16 protein-coding genes, 1 tRNA gene and 2 pseudogenes are annotated in these 18,601 nt (G+C 71.8%); 9 read left to right on the top strand and 10 right to left on the bottom strand.

All coding sequences use genetic code 11. The annotated features are described in order from the left end of the window. Positions 1 to 9: 9 nt before the first annotated feature. Positions 10 to 2,127, bottom strand: a complete 2,118-nt coding sequence (locus tag ACFPP6_RS32610) for a restriction endonuclease (protein ID WP_382049975.1) — start codon at positions 2,125 to 2,127, stop codon at positions 10 to 12. A 363-nt stretch (positions 2,128 to 2,490) separates the two neighbouring features. Here ACFPP6_RS32610 and ACFPP6_RS32605 point away from each other — a divergent pair, with 363 nt between their 5' ends. Together ACFPP6_RS32605 and ACFPP6_RS32600 are read left to right on the top strand one after the other, a co-directional pair. Then, positions 2,491 to 3,720 carry a cytochrome P450 gene (locus ACFPP6_RS32605; RefSeq protein WP_382049973.1) on the top strand — a complete coding sequence of 410 codons (1,230 nt, stop codon included), beginning with the start codon at positions 2,491 to 2,493 and terminating at the stop codon, positions 3,718 to 3,720. A gap of 122 nt (positions 3,721 to 3,842) precedes the next feature. Further along, positions 3,843 to 5,069 (top strand): cytochrome P450, encoded by a 1,227-nt coding sequence (locus tag ACFPP6_RS32600; RefSeq protein ID WP_382049971.1) that lies wholly within the window; start codon positions 3,843 to 3,845, stop codon positions 5,067 to 5,069. Between the two features lie 102 nt (positions 5,070 to 5,171). Here ACFPP6_RS32600 and ACFPP6_RS32595 read toward each other — a convergent pair. The 3 genes from ACFPP6_RS32595 to ACFPP6_RS32585 form a co-directional block, all read right to left on the bottom strand. Then, positions 5,172 to 5,244, bottom strand: a tRNA-Arg gene (locus tag ACFPP6_RS32595). 39 nt (positions 5,245 to 5,283) lie between these two features. Continuing rightward, positions 5,284 to 5,628 carry a hypothetical protein gene (locus ACFPP6_RS32590; protein ID WP_382049969.1) on the bottom strand — a complete coding sequence of 115 codons (345 nt, stop codon included), beginning with the start codon at positions 5,626 to 5,628 and terminating at the stop codon, positions 5,284 to 5,286. A gap of 1 nt (position 5,629) precedes the next feature. Continuing rightward, the gene (locus tag ACFPP6_RS32585; RefSeq protein ID WP_335581768.1) at positions 5,630 to 5,779 is read right to left on the bottom strand and encodes a hypothetical protein; all 150 of its coding nucleotides are present in this window, start codon (positions 5,777 to 5,779) and stop codon (positions 5,630 to 5,632) included. A 100-nt stretch (positions 5,780 to 5,879) separates the two neighbouring features. On the opposite strand from ACFPP6_RS32585, the gene ACFPP6_RS32580 reads away from it, so the two are divergent. Next, the gene (locus ACFPP6_RS32580) at positions 5,880 to 6,512 is read left to right on the top strand and encodes a TetR family transcriptional regulator (protein ID WP_382049967.1); all 633 of its coding nucleotides are present in this window, start codon (positions 5,880 to 5,882) and stop codon (positions 6,510 to 6,512) included. Here ACFPP6_RS32580 and ACFPP6_RS32575 read toward each other — a convergent pair. Further along, a complete protein-coding gene (locus ACFPP6_RS32575) occupies positions 6,478 to 7,818 on the bottom strand; it encodes a M6 family metalloprotease domain-containing protein (RefSeq protein ID WP_382049965.1) in 1,341 nt (446 codons plus the stop codon). The genes ACFPP6_RS32580 and ACFPP6_RS32575 overlap by 35 nt on opposite strands. A 451-nt stretch (positions 7,819 to 8,269) precedes the next feature. Here ACFPP6_RS32575 and ACFPP6_RS32570 point away from each other — a divergent pair. Continuing rightward, positions 8,270 to 8,893 (top strand): annotated as a pseudogene (locus ACFPP6_RS32570) (TetR/AcrR family transcriptional regulator); the annotation flags it as partial. Positions 8,894 to 9,158: 265 nt separating this feature from the next. Next, positions 9,159 to 10,664: an MFS transporter gene (locus tag ACFPP6_RS32565; protein WP_382049963.1), complete on the top strand. Its 1,506-nt coding sequence runs from the start codon at positions 9,159 to 9,161 to the stop codon at positions 10,662 to 10,664. Between the two features lie 196 nt (positions 10,665 to 10,860). Here the strand turns inward: ACFPP6_RS32565 and ACFPP6_RS32560 are convergent, their stop codons facing one another. Next, complete coding sequence (locus ACFPP6_RS32560; RefSeq protein WP_382049961.1) at positions 10,861 to 11,400, bottom strand: MarR family winged helix-turn-helix transcriptional regulator; 540 nt, start codon at positions 11,398 to 11,400, stop codon at positions 10,861 to 10,863. Positions 11,401 to 11,557: 157 nt separating this feature from the next. Between ACFPP6_RS32560 and ACFPP6_RS32555 the strand changes: the two genes are divergently transcribed. After that, the gene (locus tag ACFPP6_RS32555) at positions 11,558 to 12,352 is read left to right on the top strand and encodes a dioxygenase family protein (RefSeq protein ID WP_382049959.1); all 795 of its coding nucleotides are present in this window, start codon (positions 11,558 to 11,560) and stop codon (positions 12,350 to 12,352) included. A gap of 190 nt (positions 12,353 to 12,542) precedes the next feature. On the opposite strand, the gene ACFPP6_RS32550 is transcribed toward ACFPP6_RS32555, so the two are convergent. Further along, entirely contained in the window at positions 12,543 to 12,989 is a 447-nt protein-coding gene (locus tag ACFPP6_RS32550; protein WP_382049957.1) for a hypothetical protein, read from the bottom strand. 449 nt (positions 12,990 to 13,438) lie between these two features. On the opposite strand from ACFPP6_RS32550, the gene ACFPP6_RS32545 reads away from it, so the two are divergent. After that, on the top strand, positions 13,439 to 14,443 hold the full coding sequence (locus tag ACFPP6_RS32545) for a sigma-70 family RNA polymerase sigma factor (protein ID WP_382049955.1): 1,005 nt from the start codon (positions 13,439 to 13,441) through the stop codon (positions 14,441 to 14,443). A 164-nt stretch (positions 14,444 to 14,607) separates the two neighbouring features. Here ACFPP6_RS32545 and ACFPP6_RS32540 read toward each other — a convergent pair whose 3' ends face one another. Continuing rightward, a complete protein-coding gene (locus ACFPP6_RS32540) occupies positions 14,608 to 15,570 on the bottom strand; it encodes a helix-turn-helix transcriptional regulator (RefSeq protein WP_382049953.1) in 963 nt (320 codons plus the stop codon). Positions 15,571 to 15,691: 121 nt separating this feature from the next. Between ACFPP6_RS32540 and ACFPP6_RS32535 the strand changes: the two genes are divergently transcribed. After that, a complete protein-coding gene (locus ACFPP6_RS32535; RefSeq protein ID WP_382049951.1) occupies positions 15,692 to 17,179 on the top strand; it encodes an MFS transporter in 1,488 nt (495 codons plus the stop codon). A 122-nt stretch (positions 17,180 to 17,301) separates the two neighbouring features. Here ACFPP6_RS32535 and ACFPP6_RS32530 read toward each other — a convergent pair whose 3' ends face one another. Continuing rightward, the gene (locus ACFPP6_RS32530) at positions 17,302 to 17,841 is read right to left on the bottom strand and encodes a DUF6879 family protein (RefSeq protein ID WP_382049949.1); all 540 of its coding nucleotides are present in this window, start codon (positions 17,839 to 17,841) and stop codon (positions 17,302 to 17,304) included. A gap of 78 nt (positions 17,842 to 17,919) precedes the next feature. On the opposite strand from ACFPP6_RS32530, the gene ACFPP6_RS32525 reads away from it, so the two are divergent. After that, a complete protein-coding gene (locus ACFPP6_RS32525) occupies positions 17,920 to 18,309 on the top strand; it encodes an NUDIX domain-containing protein (protein WP_382049947.1) in 390 nt (129 codons plus the stop codon). On the opposite strand, the pseudogene ACFPP6_RS32520 reads toward ACFPP6_RS32525, so the two are convergent. Beyond that, positions 18,270 to 18,590: pseudogene (locus tag ACFPP6_RS32520) on the bottom strand (DUF6879 family protein); the annotation flags it as partial. The gene ACFPP6_RS32525 and the pseudogene ACFPP6_RS32520 sit on opposite strands and share 40 nt — an antisense overlap. Positions 18,591 to 18,601 lie beyond the last annotated feature (11 nt).

Below are 18,601 nucleotides of genomic sequence, written 5' to 3'. Positions count from 1 at the left end.
CGCCCCGGCCTACGCGACCTCGATCCCGTAGTCCCCCAGCAGCTCCTCCAGCCCGCCCTCGTACCCCTGCCCGCCCAGGACGAAGTCCCAGTCGCCGTTCGCACGCCGCCGGAAGGAGCCGAGGACGAGCGCGGTCTCGCCCGCCCGGCCGTCGGAGACCTCCAGCTGCCCCAGCTCGGCACCGGCGCCGTCCGCCAGCCGGATCCGGGCGTCGGTGAACCCCGCCAGGTCGGCGTCCGGATTGACGGCCGGGTCGACGGCCGCGACGAGGACGAGCCGGTCGGCGTCCGCCGGGAGCGCCTCGAAGGCGACGCGGACGGCGGCCTTGTCCCCGCGGGGCGGCGGCACGGCGCGCACGGCCCCGTCGGGGGTCGCGGGGTTGTTGAAGAAGACGAAGTGCTCGTCGCTGAGCACGCGGGTGCCCCGGCAGACGAGGGCGCAGACGTCGAGGGCGACGGCGCCGGACCAGGACATGCCGAGGACGTTGTGGTCACCGGGAGGGCCGGGCTCTCCGTGATCTCCCGGCGCGCTGTCGTCCGGCGCGGCCGCCGGGGCGGCGGGCTGCCGGCCGCCGCCCTGCGGCCCGCTGCCGCCGCCGAGCCGTCCCCGCAGCCCGTGCCGTTGCAGCAGCCCCACCAGCTCCTCGCCCGGGACGAGCGTCAGGGGCTTGCCGTTGGCGAAGGCGTACGAGCCGGGGCCGAAGCCGGACGTGGTGACCAGCACGCCCTTGTTGGCGCCGGCGCCCTGCACCGTGCCGTACAGGTCCCGGACGGCCGTCGGCGGGACCGTCTTGCGGTACCGCTTCACCTGCACGATGATCCGGCCGCCGCTGATCGGGTCCGGGTCCAGGGCCTCGACGTCCACGCCGCCGTCGTTGGACCGGGTCGTCATCACGGCCTGCATGCCGCGGGCGCGGAAGAGCTGGGCGACGAGCGCCTCGAACGCGACCGGGTCCATCTCGTAGAGGTCGGGGTCGTCGCCGCCCCCGTGGGAGACGACGCCGCGCCCGACGTCGGCGGGCATCCGGCCCGGGCGCACGGCGGCGAGCTGGTCGGGCCGGGCGGACAGCTGCCCGCCGAGCCCGTCGGTGAGGCAGTCCACCGCGCTGACCTGCTCCAGGTGCAGCCCGGCGAAGACGGAGCGGGAGACGGTGGCCGAGGCCAGGACGATCTCCGCACGGCGGCCCGTGGCCGGGTCGTGGTCGTCGACGAAGCCGTTGACGACGACGGACTCCAGCGCCCCGGACCCGTCCGCCGCGAACAGGTCGCGCAGCACCAGCAGGACGCACTGGGCCAGCACGTCCCGGTAGACGGCCCGGCGCTGCGCCGCGGGGCGCGCCGTCTCCTTCTCCTGGTCGGCGGTCGGCATGTACCGCACGGCCTTCGCCTCCGGCACGATGTCGTACGCCGGAAGCTCCCACATCAGCACCAGCTGCCGGGCGGCCGGGTCGTAGGCGGCCGACACCTGGTGCGGGAACTCGTCGGGCCACGCGGAGGAGGCGTAGAGGGCTGCGGAGAAGTAGTCGACGACGGCGTCGGTGTCACCGGCGCGCAGCGCCGCGACCATCTCCTCCACGCCCGCGTTGTGCTCCCGGATCTCGGCGAGCTGCCCGGCGGCCCACTGCTCGTACTGCCGCCGGTACGCCGCCAGCTGCTGCAGGCGCGTGGCCTCGGCGGCCTGTGCGGCCCGCAGGTCGTGGTCGTACTGCTCGCGGCCGTGGCCCGCGCCGAAGCCCCAGCCGCCCTGGGCCTGATAGAGGGCCGGGTCCGGCATGGGGACCGGCTGTGCGAGGTGCCCCGGGTTGAACGGCTCCACGGTCTCGGGGCGGCGCAGCGCGGCGGTGGAGAACGCCGGCACCTGACAGCCCGTCACCAGGAGTCCCGTCAGCTCCGCGACGCGCGCTTCGATCTCCTCCGTGCGCCGCCGGGCCTCGGCCTCGCGCCGCTGCCGGTAGGCGGCCCGCTGTTCCCGGTCGGCCCGCGCGGCTTCACGCGCCGCCGCCCGCTCCCGCCGCTCCTGCTCCCTCTGGAACTGCACCTGTTCGCGGTGCTCGGCCTCCCGCAGGCGCTGCTGCTGGCGCTGCGTTTCGGCCCAGATCCCTATCAGCCCACTGGAGCGACGACTCATGCGGATACATGCCCTCCCCCCGGGACACCCGGCGTCCCGGAACCACGTGCACTGGCCCCGACAACCAGTGGTCAAGTCGACTTTAGCCGCCTGACGGACAATCCGATCAGCTGTAAGTCGTACGAGGGGGGTGGGGTGAAGGGGTGGCCGAAGGGGGCGGCTGGGGGGCGGGCCGAGGGGCCGGTCGGGGGCGGGCCGGGGAGGTGGCCACGGGTCGGCGGTCTGTAAGCCGTACGGGTGATTTTCCCGGCGTGCCCTGTTGCCGGTGCGGCTTTCCGGGGAGCTTGTCCTGGAAGAGCCGCGTACAGGCGTCCGGTTCGTGAGCAACGGTTCGTAAGCGACGGGGTGGGCGGGAGGGCACTGATGGTGACGACGACAGCATCCGAAGCATCCGACTCGGATCAGTACCCGGTGCGCTTCTGGGCCGTGGACGATCTGCGCGGGCTCGATTTCGACCCGTTCATGGCCGAGCGGCTCCGGGAGGAGCCCATCGCCCGGGTGAAGCTCCCCCACGGCGAGGGGCACGCCTGGCTCGTGACGCGCTACGAGGACGTCAAGTTCGTCACGTCCGACCCGCGGTTCAGCCGGCAGGCCGTGCTCGGCCGCCCGATCACCCGGCTCGCCCCCCACTTCATCCCGCTCGACGAGGCGGTGGGCTTCGCCGATCCGCCCGAGCACACCCGCCTGCGCAAGGCCGTGGCGCGCTCCTTCACGCCCGCCAGCCTCGAACGGCTCCGCCCCCGGGCCGAGCGCGTGGCCGCCGAACTCCTCGACGCCATGGAGCGCGAGGGGCCCCCGGCGGACCTCATGGCGCACCTGAACGGCCCGCTGCCCCTCGCCGTCATCAGCGACCTGATGGGCGTCCCCGAGGCCGACCTGCCGCGCATGGCGCACTGGACGGAGGTCCTGCTGTCCGCGGGCCACGGGCGGGAGGCCAGCGACCGGGCCAAGGCCGAGATGGCCGCCTATTTCGTTCAGATGCTGGCGCAGAAGCGCGCGGAGCCGGGCCCCGACCTGGCGAGCGAGCTGGCCGCCGCCGTCGCGAAGGGCGACCTCAGCACGGAGGAAGCCGTCGCCATCGCGCTCCTCATCCAGGCCAGCGCCGCCCACGCCGTGCGCAACAACAGCAGCAACATGGTCTACGCCCTGCTCACCCACCCCCACCACCTGGAGCGGCTGCGCCGCGAGCCCGGGCTGCTCCCGCAGGCCATCGAGGAGTTGCTGCGCTACATCCCGCACCGCAACGCCGTCGGCCTCGGCCGCATCGCCATGGAGGACGTCGAAGTGGGGGGCGTGCTGATCCGGGCCGGCGAAGTGGTGCACTCCTCGTACCTCACGGCCAACCGCGACCCCTCCGTCTTCGACCACCCGGACGAGATCGACTTCGACCGGGAGCACAATCCGCACCTGTCCTTCGGGCACGGACCGCACTTCTGCCTGGGCTCGATGCTCGCCCGCCTGGAATCCGAGATCATCCTCTCCAGCCTGATCGCACGCTTCCCGGACCTGCGCCTCGCGGAACCGGTGGAGAAGATCCGGTGGCAGCGGAGCGCGCTCATCCGGGGGCCGGAGCACCTGCCCGTCGCGTGGTGAGCGATGCCCGGCGAGCGAGGAAGGGTCCGATGGCCGAACCGCTGACGAATCCGACGCCCGATGCGACGCCCGATGCGAGGTCCGCCCCGGAGCCCTCCCCGGAGTCCGCTCCGGAATCTGCCATGGCCGGGGAATCCTGCCCGGCCTTCCGCAAGCCGGGCGAGACGGTCCACGACTGGCCGGTGGATCACCTCCCCGGCCTGGAATTCGACCCCCTCATGCACCGTCTGCTGCGCGAGGAGCCGATCGCGCGGATCCGGCTGCGGTTCGGCGAGGGCGACGCCTGGCTGGCCACCCGGTACGAGGACGTCAAGGCGGTCGCCGCCGACCCCCGGCTGAGCCGCGCCCTCACCGTCGACCGGCCGGTCACCAGCATGACGCCGCACGTCGTCGCCCCGGCCGGCGGCGTCGGCCGCACCGACCCGCCCGACCACACCCGGATCCGCCGGCACGTGGCCCTCACCTTCGGCCGCAAGCGCGTCGCCGCCCTGCGCCCCCGCGCCGAGGAGCTCGCCGACCAGATGCTCTCCCGCATGGCCGAGCACGGCTCCCCGGCCGACCTGACCGAGTGGCTCACCGACCCCCTGCCCGCCCAGCTCATCGGCGAGCTCCTCGGCGTCCCGCCCCACGACCTCGACCGGCTGCAGACCTGGCGCAGCGTCATCCTCTCCAGCAACCACTCCGAGCAGGAGAGCAACGCCGTCAAGGGCGAGATCGCGAGCTACTTCAAGGCCATGGCCGCGCACCGCCGCGAGCACCCCGGCGACGACCTGTTCAGCGCCCTGGTCGAGGCCCAGAAGGAGGGCGGCCTCAGCATGCCGGAGCTGATCTCGCTTGCGGTGATGCTCGTCCTCAACGGCATGGACGCGGTCCGCAACCAGGTCTCCAACATGGTGTACGCACTGCTCACCCACCCCGAGCAGCTGGCCCGCCTGCGCGCCGAACCGGCCCTGCTCCCACAGGCGGTGGAAGAGCTCCTGCGCTACATCCCGCACCGCAACGGCGTCGGCCTGCCCCGCGTCGCCACCGAGGACATGCAGGTCGGCGAGGCGGTGATCCGCAGCGGCGACGTCGTCTACGTCTCCTACCTCGCCGCCAACCGCGACCCGTCCGTCTTCCGCGACCCGGACCGCCTCGACCTCACCCGCGACGACGCCCCCAACCTGTCCTTCGGCCACGGCCCCCACTACTGCGTCGGCGCCCTGATCACCAGGATGGAGGCGGAAGTCATGCTCACCGCCCTCCTCAACCGCTTCCCGGACCTGACCCTCGCCGTCCCCGAAAACGAAATGCGCTGGCGCCGAGGCTCCATCAACCGCGGCCCGGAGTCCCTCCCGGTCGCCTGGTGAGCAGCGCCCGGTGAACGCCGCCCGGTGAAGTCGCCCGGGCAGCGTCGCCGGGGAACGCAGAAGCCCTCCCGTCCGGAAGGACGGGAGGGCTTTCTGTCCGTGTGCCCCCGGGCAGATTCGAACTGCCGACACCTGCTTTAGGAGAGCAGTGCTCTATCCCCTGAGCTACGGAGGCAAGGTAGCCGCCAGTGTAGCGGGTGGCGGCGGGCGGGGGTCAGGGGCCGAAGCTCCAGGAGAGGGTGTGGTCCGTGGTGGCCAGGGCGGCCAGGACGATCAGGTCGGCCGCGCCCAGGGTCAGGCCCAGGGCGGCGCGGCCGCGGCGGTTCGTGCCGCGGAGGAGGGCGAGGCCGGCCAGGGTCAGGGCCAGGGGGCCCAGGACGATGTTGAAGATCAGGAGGCCCACCAGGCCCAGGACGAAGGAGGCGACCGCCATGCCGTCGGCCTCCCGGCGGGCGGGCGGCTTCTCCGGCTGCGGCTGCGGCTGCGGGTGTGGTTGCGGCTGCGGTTGCCGTTGAGGCTTCGGCCGCTTCGTCAGGGTCGTCGTCGGAGTCGTCGGCATTTCAGTGCTCCCTCCTGCGCTCGCGGATCGCGAAGACCAGCAGCCACAGGGCGATCGCCGTCGCCGCCGGGATGATCACGGGGAGTGCGAGATGGGCGGCGGCGCCCACGAGGACTCCCAGGAGGAGTACGGCCGCCACTAGGAAGATCATGTCCTTCCCTTCTTGGGTGAACAGTTGGAATGACAGTTGTTCACTGAAATCCAGCGTAGCGCTCCTGGCGTCCCGTGGCAAACAGTTGTTTACTGAATCCATGAGCAGCAGCACCCACGCCACCCTCGGGGTCCGTCAGGCCCAGAAGCTGAAGACCCGTCAGGCCCTTCTCGACGCCGCGCTGCGGCTGCTGGAGGAGCAGAGTCTGAGCAGCCTCGGGCTGCGGGAGGTCACGCGGGTCGTGGGGGTCGCGCCCGCCGCGTTCTACCGGCACTTCCGGGACATGGCCGAGCTCGGGGTCGCGCTCGTGGAGGAGTCGCTCGGCAGCCTGCACGTGATGATCCGGGCCGTGCTGGCGGAGCAGCAGGAGGCCGAGGAGGTCATCGACCGCAGCGTCGAGGCCGTGGCCGGCCACGTGCGGCGGCACCCGGCGCACGTGCGCTTCATCGCCCGCGAACGGCACGGCGGGGTGCGGGCGGTGCGGGAGGCCATAGCGGCGGAGCTGGAGCGGTTCGGGGACGAGGTCGCCGCCGCCCTCGCCGCGCAGGAGGTCTCGCAGGGGTGGAGCGCCGAGGACGTGCGCATGCTCGCCGGGCTCTATGTCGACCACCTCGTGATGACCGCGTCCGCGTTCCTGGAGGCGTCCCCGGAGGAGGAGCGCGCCATCGCCGACACGGCCGGGCGGCAGCTGCGGCTGATCAGTCTCGGCCGCCGTCACTGGCACGCGGCCTGACCGTCCGCACCCGCACCTGCCAGTCGCCCTCGTCGTCCTCGCCGAGCACGTCGACGGACATGCCGGGCGGCCCGGTGTACCGCTGCCCGGCGGCGTACGGGGCGTCGCTCAGCGCCGCGTTCACGTTCAGGTCGGTGGTGTAGCAGCCCTTGCTGCCGGGGGTGGCGTCCGCCGTGCGCACGGGCCCGGAGCCCGTGGACATGGTGGTGGTGATCGCGGTGACCAGGACGCCGGGGCGGCACACCGCGTGGTCCAGCGGCCCGGGCGTCCGCGCCTCGAGAGTGATCACGGTGTGCCGGGAGACGGGGACGACCGCGAGCTTGAGGCCGCCCGGGACCGACGTGGGGGTCAGGGCGAACGAGCGGACGCCCGGCCCGTCGAGGCAGCGCACCTGCGCGGGCGCGAGCCAGCCCAGCTTCCACTTGTGCCAGGCGAGGAAGTCGTTGGACGGGCCCCAGTCCTCGTCCATCGGGTCCCAGTGGCCAACGGGCGTCTTCAGCAGCGCGGCGCCGCGGCCCGTGTAGTAGAGGTCGGGCAGGCCGAAGCTGTGCGCGTTCTCGTGGTTGAGGACGCGGAAGGGGCTGTCGCCCGTCTGACGGCTCCAGATGAACGAGACGTTCCTGAAGGGGGCGCCGTCGGCCGTGGTCAGGCCGGTGGAGGAGCCGGCGAACGTCACCGACCGCACGTCCTCGGTGGCCGGCGGCCCCGCGCCCGGCGTCACCAGCACGTTGATCAGGTCGTAGCGGCGGAAGTCGACGGTGTCGTCCACCGCGTCGAGGATCTCCGCCGCGATCGCGTGGTAGCCGTCGTCGCTGTCCGCGTCGAAGGGCGTGCCGCGCTCGATCCTGTAGGCGGCGTACGGGCGGGACATCCGGATCCAGCGCAGCACCGGCGTGGAGCGGTAGTCGAGCCGCCCGTAGGAGCTCGCCCGGTAGTAGTCCGCGACGGCCGGGAAGAACTCGGCGTAGCGCGCCTGCGGGGTGGTCGTGGCGGGGGAGTCCGGGAAGTCGATCAGGAAGGTGACGGCGCGGACGGTGCCGCTGGAGCGGGCGTAGCCGGGCGGCGTCCGCGCGGTCTCGGAGACGTTGTCGGTGGCGCCGGGCAGGGCGCACGGGCCGGAGGGTGGCCGGCCCCCGGTGTCCCCGGCGGCGGGCGGCCCGCCCGCCCCGGCCTCGGCGCCGGGCCCGAAGTGCCCGAAGTGCCCGGCGGGCACCGGTGAGGTCATGGCGATCGCGGTTGCCGCCATGACCACGATGGCCAGGGCCTTCATGCCGGCCAGGGCCTTCACGCCGGCGAGCGCTTTCATGTCGGCAGGGCCTTCATGTCGGCAGGGCCTTCATGCCGGAGTCTCCGGGCCGGGGCTCATGCGGGCACCTCCAGGACTGGCGCGCCTCCAGGGCTGGCGCCTCCAGGCCTGGCACTTCCAGGACCGGTACCTCCAGGACCGGTACCTCCAGGACCGGTACCTCCAGGACCGGCTCCTCCAGGGCGCGGCGCCGCCGCTCTCTGTGATCACCTTCTGCCGCCGCGGCCCCGCGCGCTTCCCGGACTGCGGCAGATGGGGGCACGCCCGTCGGCCGCCCGCGCGTCGGTGACAGGGAGTGACGTACGTCACCCTCCGCCCGTGAAATATCCGGGGACCTTCTCCCCGTTTACCCCTCGTCCGAGGAAAACGGGGAACCTCTCCCCGGTTCCGCCTCGGGCCGCGTCCCGCCCGTCCGTACCCGTACCCGCCCCCGCCCCGAAGGAGCAAGGCCGTGGCCACCGCTCAACCGCCGCGCCTCCGCGCGGACGCCCTGCGCAACCGCGAGCGGATCATCGCCGCCGCACGGGAGGCGCTGGTCGAATACGGGGCGGAGAGCTCCCTCGATGAAATCGCTCGACGGGCCGGGGTCGGAAATGCCACGCTGTACCGGCACTTCGCGGACCGCCGCGAGCTGATCCACCATGTCACCCTCTCCGTCATGGCCCGTCTAGCGGACCGGGCCGAGGCGGCACGAGCCGAGGAGCCCGATGCTTTCCGATCGCTGAGGCGGTTCGTCCACGCCGCCGCGGACGAACGGGTGGGCGCGCTCTGCACGTTGCTGGACGAGGGCGTCGACCCCAACCACCCCGAGCTGGTGGCTGCGCGCGACCGTCTCGACGAGCAGGTCGAACGCATCATGGCCGACGCCCGCGCGTCCGGTCAGCTGCGCGGTGACATCGGGCTCGGTGATCTCATCGTCGCCATCACGCAGTTGACCCGGCCGCTGCCGGGCAAGGGATGCGCGGCCTTCGATCAGTTCGTCCACCGGCACCTGCAGCTGTTCCTCGACGGCCTGATGGCCCCGGCCCGGTCCGAACTCCCGGGATCCGCCGCCACGCTGGAGGACCTGCGCCGTCACAAGCACTGTTCCGCGGCCGGCACCGACGTCGATGCCGGAGCCGGGGCCGGAGCTGACGCCGGCCTCGATGCCGGCCCGGCATCACGCCCGGATTCCGGCTCCGGCTCCGACTCCGGCTCCGGCGTCGACGTCGGCTCCCGCTCCGACTCCACCCCCCGGTGACCCCCCAGACTTCGCAGGCCCAGCCGGGCCCGCACCTTCACCACCACCACCACCACGACCCCACCGTCCCGCTCCACCGAGCGCCGAGGTAGACACACTCATGCCAGACATCCGTACCGCCCCCGACCCGAAGCGCTGGAAAGCGCTCATATTCATCGCCCTGGCCCAGCTCATGGTCGTCCTCGACGCGACCATCGTGAACATCGCCCTGCCCTCCGCCCAGGCCGACCTCGGCATCTCGGACGGCAACCGGCAGTGGGTCATCACGGCTTACGCCCTCGCCTTCGGCGGTCTGCTGCTCTTCGGCGGCCGCATCTCCGACCTGTGGGGCCGCAAGCGGGCCTTCGTCATCGGCCTGATCGGCTTCGCCGCCGCCTCGGCGCTCGGCGGCGCCGCGGTCAACACGGGGATGCTGCTGGGCGCCCGCGCCCTGCAGGGTGTCTTCGGCGCGCTGCTCGCCCCGGCCGCCCTGTCGCTGCTCGCCGTCCTCTTCACCGAGGCGAAGGAGCGCGCCAAGGCGTTCGGCATCTTCGGTGCCATCGCCGGTGCCGGCGGTGGCGTCGGCCTGATCCTCGGCGGCCTGTTCACCGAGTACCTCAACTGGCGCTGGACGTTCTTCGTGAACATCCCCTTCGCCGTCGTCGCCGCGGCCGGCGCGATCGCCGTCATCCGTGAGCCGGCCGAGGCCCGCAACCCCTCGAAGCTGGACGTCCCCGGCGTCATCCTGGCCACCCTCGGCCTGGTCTCGCTGGTCTACGGCTTCACCCGCGCCGAGTCCGACGGCTGGACGGCCGGCAGCACCCTCGGCTTCTTCGCCGCCGCCGCCGTCCTGCTGTTCGCCTTCGTGCTCGTCGAGAAGAAGGTCAAGGCCCCGCTGCTGCCGCTGCGCGTGCTCACCGACCGCAACCGCGCCGGTGTCTACGTCTCGCTGGGTCTGGCCGCCATCGCGATGTTCGGCCTGTTCCTCTTCCTGACCTACTACCTGCAGATCGTCCGGGGCTACTCGCCGGTCAAGACCGGTCTCGCGTTCCTGCCGATGATCGCCACGATGATCGCCGGTTCCACGCAGATCGGCGCCCGCCTGATGACCCGCGTCCCGGCGCGCTGGCTGATGGGCCCGGGCTTCCTGCTCGCGGCCGTCGGCATGGGCCTGCTCACCCGGATCGACCTGGACACCTCCTACGCGGCGGTGGTCCTGCCCGGTCTGATGCTGATGGGCCTCGGCATGGGTACGGCCTTCATGCCGGCCATGAGCCTGTCCACGTACGGGGTGCAGGCCCGTGACGCCGGTGTCGCCTCGGCGATGGTCAACACCTCGCAGCAGGTCGGCGGCGCCATCGGCACCGCTCTGCTGAACACGATCGCCGCCAGCGCCACCACCGACTACTTCAAGTCGCACGCGGGCGCCGGGTCCGACCCGAAGCTGCTCACCTTCCAGTCGATGGTGCACGGCTACTCCACCGCCGTGTGGTGGGCCGTCGGCATCCTGGCGCTGTCCGCACTGGTCGCGATGACCTTCGTCAACGCCGGTCACCAGGGCGGTGTGGTCGCCGGTTCGGGCGACGGCGAGGGCGCGGAGAACTCCGTCCCGGTCATGGCGCACTGACCCGCACGAAGCAAGCAGGAGTAAGCAACTGACGAAGGCCCCCGCCACGTACGGCGGGGGCCTTCGCGCATGCGGGCGCCGCGGACGACCCTCACGGACCGGCGCCGCGGACGGCCCCCCGGCGGACCGACGCCGCGGACGCCGCGGACGACCCCCGTGGACCGGCGCCGCTGACGACCCCCGCGAACCGGCTCCGTCAGCGCAGCCAGGGCAGGTCCGCGCCCGCCGGCTGCAGCCCCTCCGCGATCGTCCGGCACATCTCACCCAGCTGGACGACCTGCTCGGGGGAGAGCCGGTCGAAGAGCGCCGCCCGGACGGCGGCGACGTGGCCCGGGGCGGACCTCTGCAGCATCGCGAAGCCCTCGTCCGTGAGGACGGCCAGCTGGCCGCGCTTGTCGGAGGGACAGTCCTCGCGGCGCACCCAGCCGTTCTTCTCCAGCCGCGCGACGGCGTGCGAGAGCCGCGACCGGGTGATCTTGGCCTGCTGGGCCAGCTCGGTCATCCGCATCCGGCGGCGGGGCGCCTCGGAGAGCGAGACGAGCAGCCCGTAGTAGACGTGCGGCATGCCCGCGTCGCGCTGGAGCTGCCGGTCGAGATGGTCCTCCAGCAGGGTGGTGGCGTGCAGGAACGCCCGCCAGACGTCCTGTTCGGCGTCGGTGAGCCAGCGCGGCTCCGCCGCGGCGGCGGAGACCTTCCGCTCCGTTCGAGCGGTGTCCTCTTCGGGTCGTTTGGTCATGACATCCACTGTTTCACCCACCGGCTTCCTGTCGCTGCTGTCGCGCTCTCGGTCGCGCTCTGGATCCTTGAAGTTTAAATAAGGCCGAGTTAAGCTCATACCCAAGAGCTTGAGAGTTCAAGTACTCCTTCGAGTGCTGCCCCGACCAGGAGGGTCCATGCCGGCCACCGACACCCGTACCGGCGCGCGCATGCCCGCGCTCTACCTCTCCCACGGCGCCCCGCCCCTCGCCGACGACGAGCTGTGGACCGCCCAGCTCGCAGCCTGGGGCGCGGAGCTGCCCCGGCCCACCGCGATCCTCGTGGTCTCCGCGCACTGGGAGGAGGCGCCGCTCGCCCTCGGCGCCACCGGGACCGTGCCGCTCGTCCACGACTTCTGGGGCTTCCCCGAGCACTACTACCGGGTCCGCTACGCCGCCCCGGGCGCCCCCGGGCTGGCCGAGCGCGTCCGCAAGACGCTGCGCGGCGCGGGCACACCCGTCCAGGACGTCCCGGACCGGGGCCTGGACCACGGCGCCTACGTGCCCCTGGTCGAGATGTACCCCGAGGCCGACGTGCCCGTCCTGCAGATATCCCTGCCCACCCTCGAACCGCGCCGGCTGATGGAGATCGGGCGCAAGCTCGCGCCCCTGCGCGACGAGGGCGTGCTGATCGTCGGCAGTGGCTTCTTCACCCACAACCTGGCCGCGCTGCGGCACGCGGGCTCCGGGCCGCCCGCCTGGTCGGCGGAGTTCGACGCGTGGGGCCGCGAGGCGCTCGACGCCCGGGACGTCGACGCGCTCCTGGACTTCGAGCACAAGGCTCCCGCGGGACACCTCGCCCACCCGCGGACCGAGCACTTCGCACCCCTCTTCGTCACCCTCGGCGCCGCCGAGGACGAGCTGGACGGTCAGCGCAGCGTCATCGACGGGTTCTGGATGGGGCTGGCGAAGCGCTCGGTGCAGTTCGGGTAGCGGCAGTTCGGGTAGCGGCAGTTCGGACAGGTGCGGTTCGGATAGTGGCATCGGCCCTCACGCTAGGGCCGGTTGTCAGATACACGGAACCGTCTGAGGTCCTACGTCGCTGGGTCCGTCACCCCACCGGGCCCGCAACTCGCCCGGGCCCGCAACTCGCCCGGGCCCGTAACTCGCCCGGGCCCGTCCGTCACACGTCCGCCCGGTGCTCGTGCCAATAGAACACGTAGTACGAGGCGAGGCCCATGGCCATCCCCGTCAGCAGCCCGATGCCCGAGGAGCGCAGCACCGTGCCGCCGCTGAGGCTGTGCAGGAATCCCATGCTGCCCCCGAAGAGCGCCCCGAAGGCCGCCGCGCGGACCTCGGTGATCATCGTGTTGCGCTCGCGGAGCAGGGCGTAGCCGGCCGCCATCGCGATCAGGCCGGCGACCACGCCGATGAGCACGGCGGCGGCCACCGAGTAACCGTTGTTGCTCGCCAGGAAGATGGCGAACACGCCGAGCGCGATCCCGCCGACGACGGGTACGGCCCAGGTGGACCGGGATGCGTGCCCGGCGGGGAGGTGGGTGCCGCGCGCCACCGGGCCGGGGCCCTCGTGGGCGCGGTGGTGGCGCCCGGGCATGATCGAGTGCGTCATCGCGGGGCTCCTCTCTCGTCCCACCAGCGCACACCCGTGCGGGTGCACGGGCAACTCGATCAAACGGAACGTGGCAACCACGGGGCCGTCCGCGTCGTCCTTGAGGGTGGGAGCGCGGTCAAGGGCGACGGCTCCCGGCCGGGGCGCCGGCTGTCGCGCCCGCGTGACGGCCGTCTCACCCGGCTGCGGCGACAGGGGTCCATGAGGCCCCCGGGACGCCTTCCCGTGTGGTCTGACCTGCGCTTCCGTAGGTCTCTTCGGCATGCATTCCAGTCTGCGGCCGCACAGGGTACTGCATGATCACCAAAAATAAGACGTTCCGTGGGAATTCTGTCCGGATTCCAGTCGTTCTTTCCATCGGACGGGGCAACCGTGACAGGGTCCGCCCTTACAGGGAAGCCCTATCGAGCCCGTCCGTCCCGCGACCGACTCATCGCAAGGGAGTACGCATGGCAACCCGTGCCGTCGCCCGTCGTCAGACTGCCGACAAGGGCGCTGAGGGGGCGAGCAGCGCGCGCGCCGCCTCCGGCGAGATCGCCGACCGCGACCTGGTGGGGATGTACCTCGACGAGATCGCACGTACACCCCTGCTCGACGCCGCCAAGGAGGTCGAGCTCTCCCAGACCATCGAGGCGGGCGTCTACGCCCAGCAGCTCCTCGACGGCCATGAGGAACCGGGGAAGGGTGCCAAGGCCGCCTCGCGCGAGGAGCTCGAGGCCATCGCGGCCGAGGGCGCGCGGGCCAAGGACGTCTTCATCAAGTCCAACCTGCGCCTCGTCGTCGCCGTCGCCCGGCGCTATCCCCGCAGCGGCCTCCCCCTCCTCGACCTGATCCAGGAGGGCAATGCGGGCCTGGTGCGCGCGGTGGAGAAGTTCGATTACACCAAGGGCTTCAAGTTCTCCACGTACGCGACGTGGTGGATCCGCCAGGCGATCACCCGTTCCATTGCCGACCAGTCCCGCACGATCCGGCTGCCCGTCCACCTCGTGGAGGAGCTCGGCCGGATCCGGCGCGTCCAGCGCGAGTTCAACCGCGAGAACGGGCGCGACCCCGAGCACTCCGAGATCGCCGAGGAGCTGGGCACCACCGCCGAGCGCGTCGGCGACGTCCTGGACTGGGCCCGTGACCCGGTCAGCCTGAACATGTCCGTCGACGACGAGGGCGAGACCCAGTTCGGCGATCTGCTGGAGGACACCTCCGCGGTGTCGCCCGAGCAGTCGGTGATCGCCCTGTTGCGCAGCGAGGAGCTGGAGGATCTGATCGGCCGCCTCGACCAGCGGACCGCCTCGATCATCAAGGCGCGCTACGGCATCGAGGACGGCCGTGAGCGCACGCTCACCGAGGTCGGCAAGCAGCACGGCCTCACCCGTGAGCGGATCCGCCAGATCGAGAAGCACGCCCTGCTGGAGCTCAAGAAGATGGCCCATGACACGGGCTTCGACGCGGCGGCCTAGTGCGCCGTAGTGACGTAGCGGCTTAATAGGGCATAACCTCATAGACCGGGCCCCGGCGCCACCCCCCCTGCGCCGGGGCCCTCCTTTGTCCCGTACGTCGCCCCCTTACGTCGTACGTCGCCGCTGCGGCCCGCCCCGCGCCACCGCGGCAGGCCCCGCGCCCCTCACCCGGCCGCGGCGCGGGTGATCCTCGCCCCCAGCTCGCGCAGGTGGTCCACCAGCCCCTGCGGCTCGTGGACGGTGAAGTCGCAGTCCAGCAGCGCCAGCCGGAAGGCGATCCACTCCACCGAGTCGGTGAGCTCCAGGTCGAGGCGGCACGTGCGGTCGTCCAGCGGCTGCGGCGCGCCGACGTGCTGGGGGAGCCGCGCCGCGACGAACTCCGCCGGGGCGTGCAACGTCGCGACGACGCGCACCGTCGGCTGCATCCGGCCCAGCGAACGGTTCATGAACTCGGCCGCGTCCGCCGCGGGCAGCTCCCGCGGCGTGAAGCGCGCGCCCGTCGCGAACGGCTCGCTGACCCGGTCCACCCGGAACGTCCGCCAGTCCTCGCGGTCGATGTCGTAGGCGACGAGGTACCAGCGGCGGCCGGTGCTCACCAGCCGGTGCGGTTCGACGAGCCGCTGCATCTCGGTGCCGTCCCCCTTGCGGTAGGCGAAGCGCAGCCGCTCGTGGCCGGTGGCCGCCGCCGCCATGACGGTCAGCGTCCGCGGGTCGACCGTCGCGCCGTCGCCCGAGGTGATCGGCACCGTGGCCGCCTGCAGGGCCGAGACCCGGTGCCGCAGCCGGGACGGCAGCACCTGTTCCAGTTTGGCCAGGGCCCGTACGGACGCCTCCTCGATGCCGTCGACGGCGTGCCCGGCCCCCGCCCGCAGCCCGACGACGATCGCGACCGCCTCCTCGTCGTCCAGGACGAGCGGCGGCAGGGCGGCGCCGGCCGCGAGCCGGTAGCCGCCGACGGCGCCCATGGTCGCCTGCACGGGGTAGCCGAGGTCCCGCAGCCGTTCGACGTCGCGCCGGATGGTGCGCGTGGTCACCCCGAGCCGCTCGGCGAGTTCGCTGCCGGGCCACTCGCGGGGCGTCTGGAGCAGGGAGAGCAGATTCAGGAGCCGTGCCGGAGTGTCGGTCATAACACCAGGGTGGCAGCGAAGTGGGACACAAGCTGTCCTATATGGGGTCTACGGTCGGGTCATACGCAAAAACGCATCCCACGCACCTCACCTCCACACCACCGAAAGGCCAGGTCCATCCATGACCACCGATTCACCGCCCAACGACCGCCGCCGCTGGCTGGCGCTCGCGGTAGTGATGACCGCTTCCTTCATGGATCTGGTCGACGTGACGATCGTCAACATCGCGATGCCCAGCATCAGGCGCGACATCGACGCCTCGTTCAGCGTCCTGCAGTGGCTCAGCGAGGGTTACGCGCTGGCCTTCGCCATCGGCCTGATCACCGGCGGCCGGCTGGGCGACATCTACGGCCGCAAGAAGGTCTTCCTGCTGGGCATGGGCGGTTTCACGCTCGCCTCGATGCTCTGCGGCATCGCCAGCGACCCGCAGCTGCTCGTCGCGGCGCGCGTCCTGCAGGGCCTCATGGGCGCCCTGATGGTCCCGCAGGTGCTGTCGATCATCCACGTCACCTTCCCCGCGCACGAACGCGGCAAGGTCTTCGGCATGTTCGGCGCGGTCGTCGGCCTCGGCGCCGTCTCCGGCCCGCTGCTGGGCGCCCTGCTCACCCAGTGGAACCTCTTCGGCCTCGAATGGCGCCCGATCTTCCTGATCAACCTGCCGGTCGGCATCGTCGGCCTGCTCCTCGGCCGCCGCTTCATCACCGAGTCCAAGGCCCCGAAGGCCCTCAAGCTCGACCTCGTGGGCGTGGCCCTGGCCAGCGCCGGCCTGCTGATGCTGCTCTACCCGCTCACCCAGGGCCGCGAGCACGACTGGCCGCTGTGGGGCTTCATATCCATGGCCGCGTCCCTGCCCGTCTTCGCCGGCTTCATCGCGTACGAGCGCCACAAGACCCGCAAGGACGGATCGCCGCTGGTCGAGCTGTCGCTGTTCAAGGTCCGGAGCTTCGCGGGCGGCGTCGGCGTCCAGCTGGTCTTCGGCTTGACCACCGGCATCTTCTTCATGGTCTGGACGATGTACATGCAGATGGGCCTCGGCTGGTCCCCGCTGCGGGCGGGTCTGACCGGCATCCCGTTCTCGATCGCCGTCTCGGTGGCCGCGGGCATGTCCGTGCAGAAGCTGGTGCCCCGCTTCGGCCGCAACGTCCTCTCGGCGGGCGCCGTCGTGATGGCCGCCGGCGTGCTGACCTACATCTGGGAGGCCGACCGCTACGGCGCGGACATCACCTCCTGGCAGATGGCGCTGCCGCTGATCGTGATGGGCGCGGGCATGGGCCTGATCGTCTCCCCGATCACGGACGCGATCCTCTCCGAGGTGCCGCGCGAGCACGCGGGCTCCGCGTCCGGCCTGATCAACACCACGATGCAGCTGGGCAACGCGCTCGGACTGGGCCTGGTCTCGGTGGCGTTCTTCTCCGTCGTGGACAAGGCCGACCCGCGGCACGAGGCGGTGGCCGACATCTTCAGCGGCGCGTTCACCCATGCGATGTGGTGGGTCGCGGGCGGCCTGGTGGTGGTGTTCGGGCTGTTGTTCCTGCTCCCGAAGCACAAGACCGCGGAGGCGCCGGCGCCGGCGCCGGCGGCGGACGAGGCGGAGCTGGCGACGGCCTGAGCCTGCTTGAACCCCGGAGCGCCGGGCGGACTGGACCCTCCAGCCCGCCCGGCGCTTTTGTATGCGCTGAGCAAGGTTGCCTACGCCTTAGCGGTCGGCGGCCTCACCGCCCCCCAACGACCTCACACAGCCGGACGCAGCTGCGCCTGGAAATGCTCAGTGGCGACCGCGTGATGCCAGGCCGCGTCCCGGAACCGGCAAGCACGGACGACGCTCTCGGCGTCCTCAAGAATGCGGACGCCGAGATCCTGCCCGTGGCCGTCGAAGACGGACTCCACGACGGTCCGGGAATCAAACAGCCAGAAGTCGTCATCCGGCAGCCCGATGCGCACGGCATCAGCGCGGTACAGATTCCGGATGTCCTCGCCCGCCTCGACGTTCCCCAGCCCGGAAGCGAGGAGAAAGCGCTGCCCTTCCGTAGGCGGATCGTCCACGAGCCGCACCCGCTCGAACCGCTTCCCGAGCCCAGTCTGCTTCCGGACATTGGCATGCCAGGGCTGGTCGGGCTGGTAGCCGAACGCCGTCTCCCCGGCCTGGAACCGGGCCCACTTGGGCCCGAGCCGGTCCGAGGCGTACCCCCGTCGGGTCTCCAGCCGCCACGCCGTGTGCGCGAAGTCCTCGAAAAGCCAGGTGATTTCCTCGAAAGGCACGAGATCTGCCATGACCCTCCTCAAAGCCGGTTGAAATCTGCCCCCGTCACACGAGATCAACCGCTTCTGGGTGCGCCTCCGCCCAGTGCCGTGCTCTACAAACCGGGCTGGGACCTGCCCGGCGGCATGGCGGAGGCGAATGAGGCCCCGGACCGAGCCGTGCTCCGGGAGCTTGAGGAGGAGCTGGGGCTGGCGGTGGTGCTCCGGGGCCTGCTGGTGGTCGACTGGGTTGCTCCGCACGGGCCCTGGGACGATCAGGTGGCGTTCATATTCGACGGGGGAGTCATCGACGACGAGGCGGCCACTGCCCTCCGGCCTCGCGACGCCGAGCTCTCCGAAGCGCGTTTCACGCCTGGTGATGCTGCAGCCGCGATGCTTCGCCCCCGGCTCGCCCGCCGATTCGCCGCCGCAGTGGTCGCACTTGCCTCCGGGCGTCCGGTTTACCTCCGCAACGGAGAAGATTTCTCGAACTCGGCGTAGGGGATCGCGTGATGCCAGGCAGTGTCCCGGACCTGGCAGTAGCGCACGACCTTGGCGGGTTCCGTGATCAGCTCGACGCCGGTGATGCGGTCGGTTTCGTCGAAGTGCAGCAGGGCGACCACGTGTGAGTCGAAGAGCCAGAAATCCTCGGCGGGGAGGTCCAGCCGGTGGGCGTCGTTGCGCCACAGGTTGTGGATTTCCTCCCCGACGGCGGAGTTCCGCCGGGCCCCGTCGAGGAGGTAGAGCTGCCCCGGCGTCGGCGGATCGTCGACGATCCTTAGGTCGGCACATT

Source organism: Streptomyces aureoversilis, assembly GCF_042657885.1.
Taxonomy (GTDB): Bacteria; Actinomycetota; Actinomycetes; order Streptomycetales; family Streptomycetaceae; genus Streptomyces; species Streptomyces aureoversilis.
The sequence above is the reverse complement of the archived record's forward strand: the minus strand, read 5'-3'. Positions and strand labels throughout refer to the sequence as shown.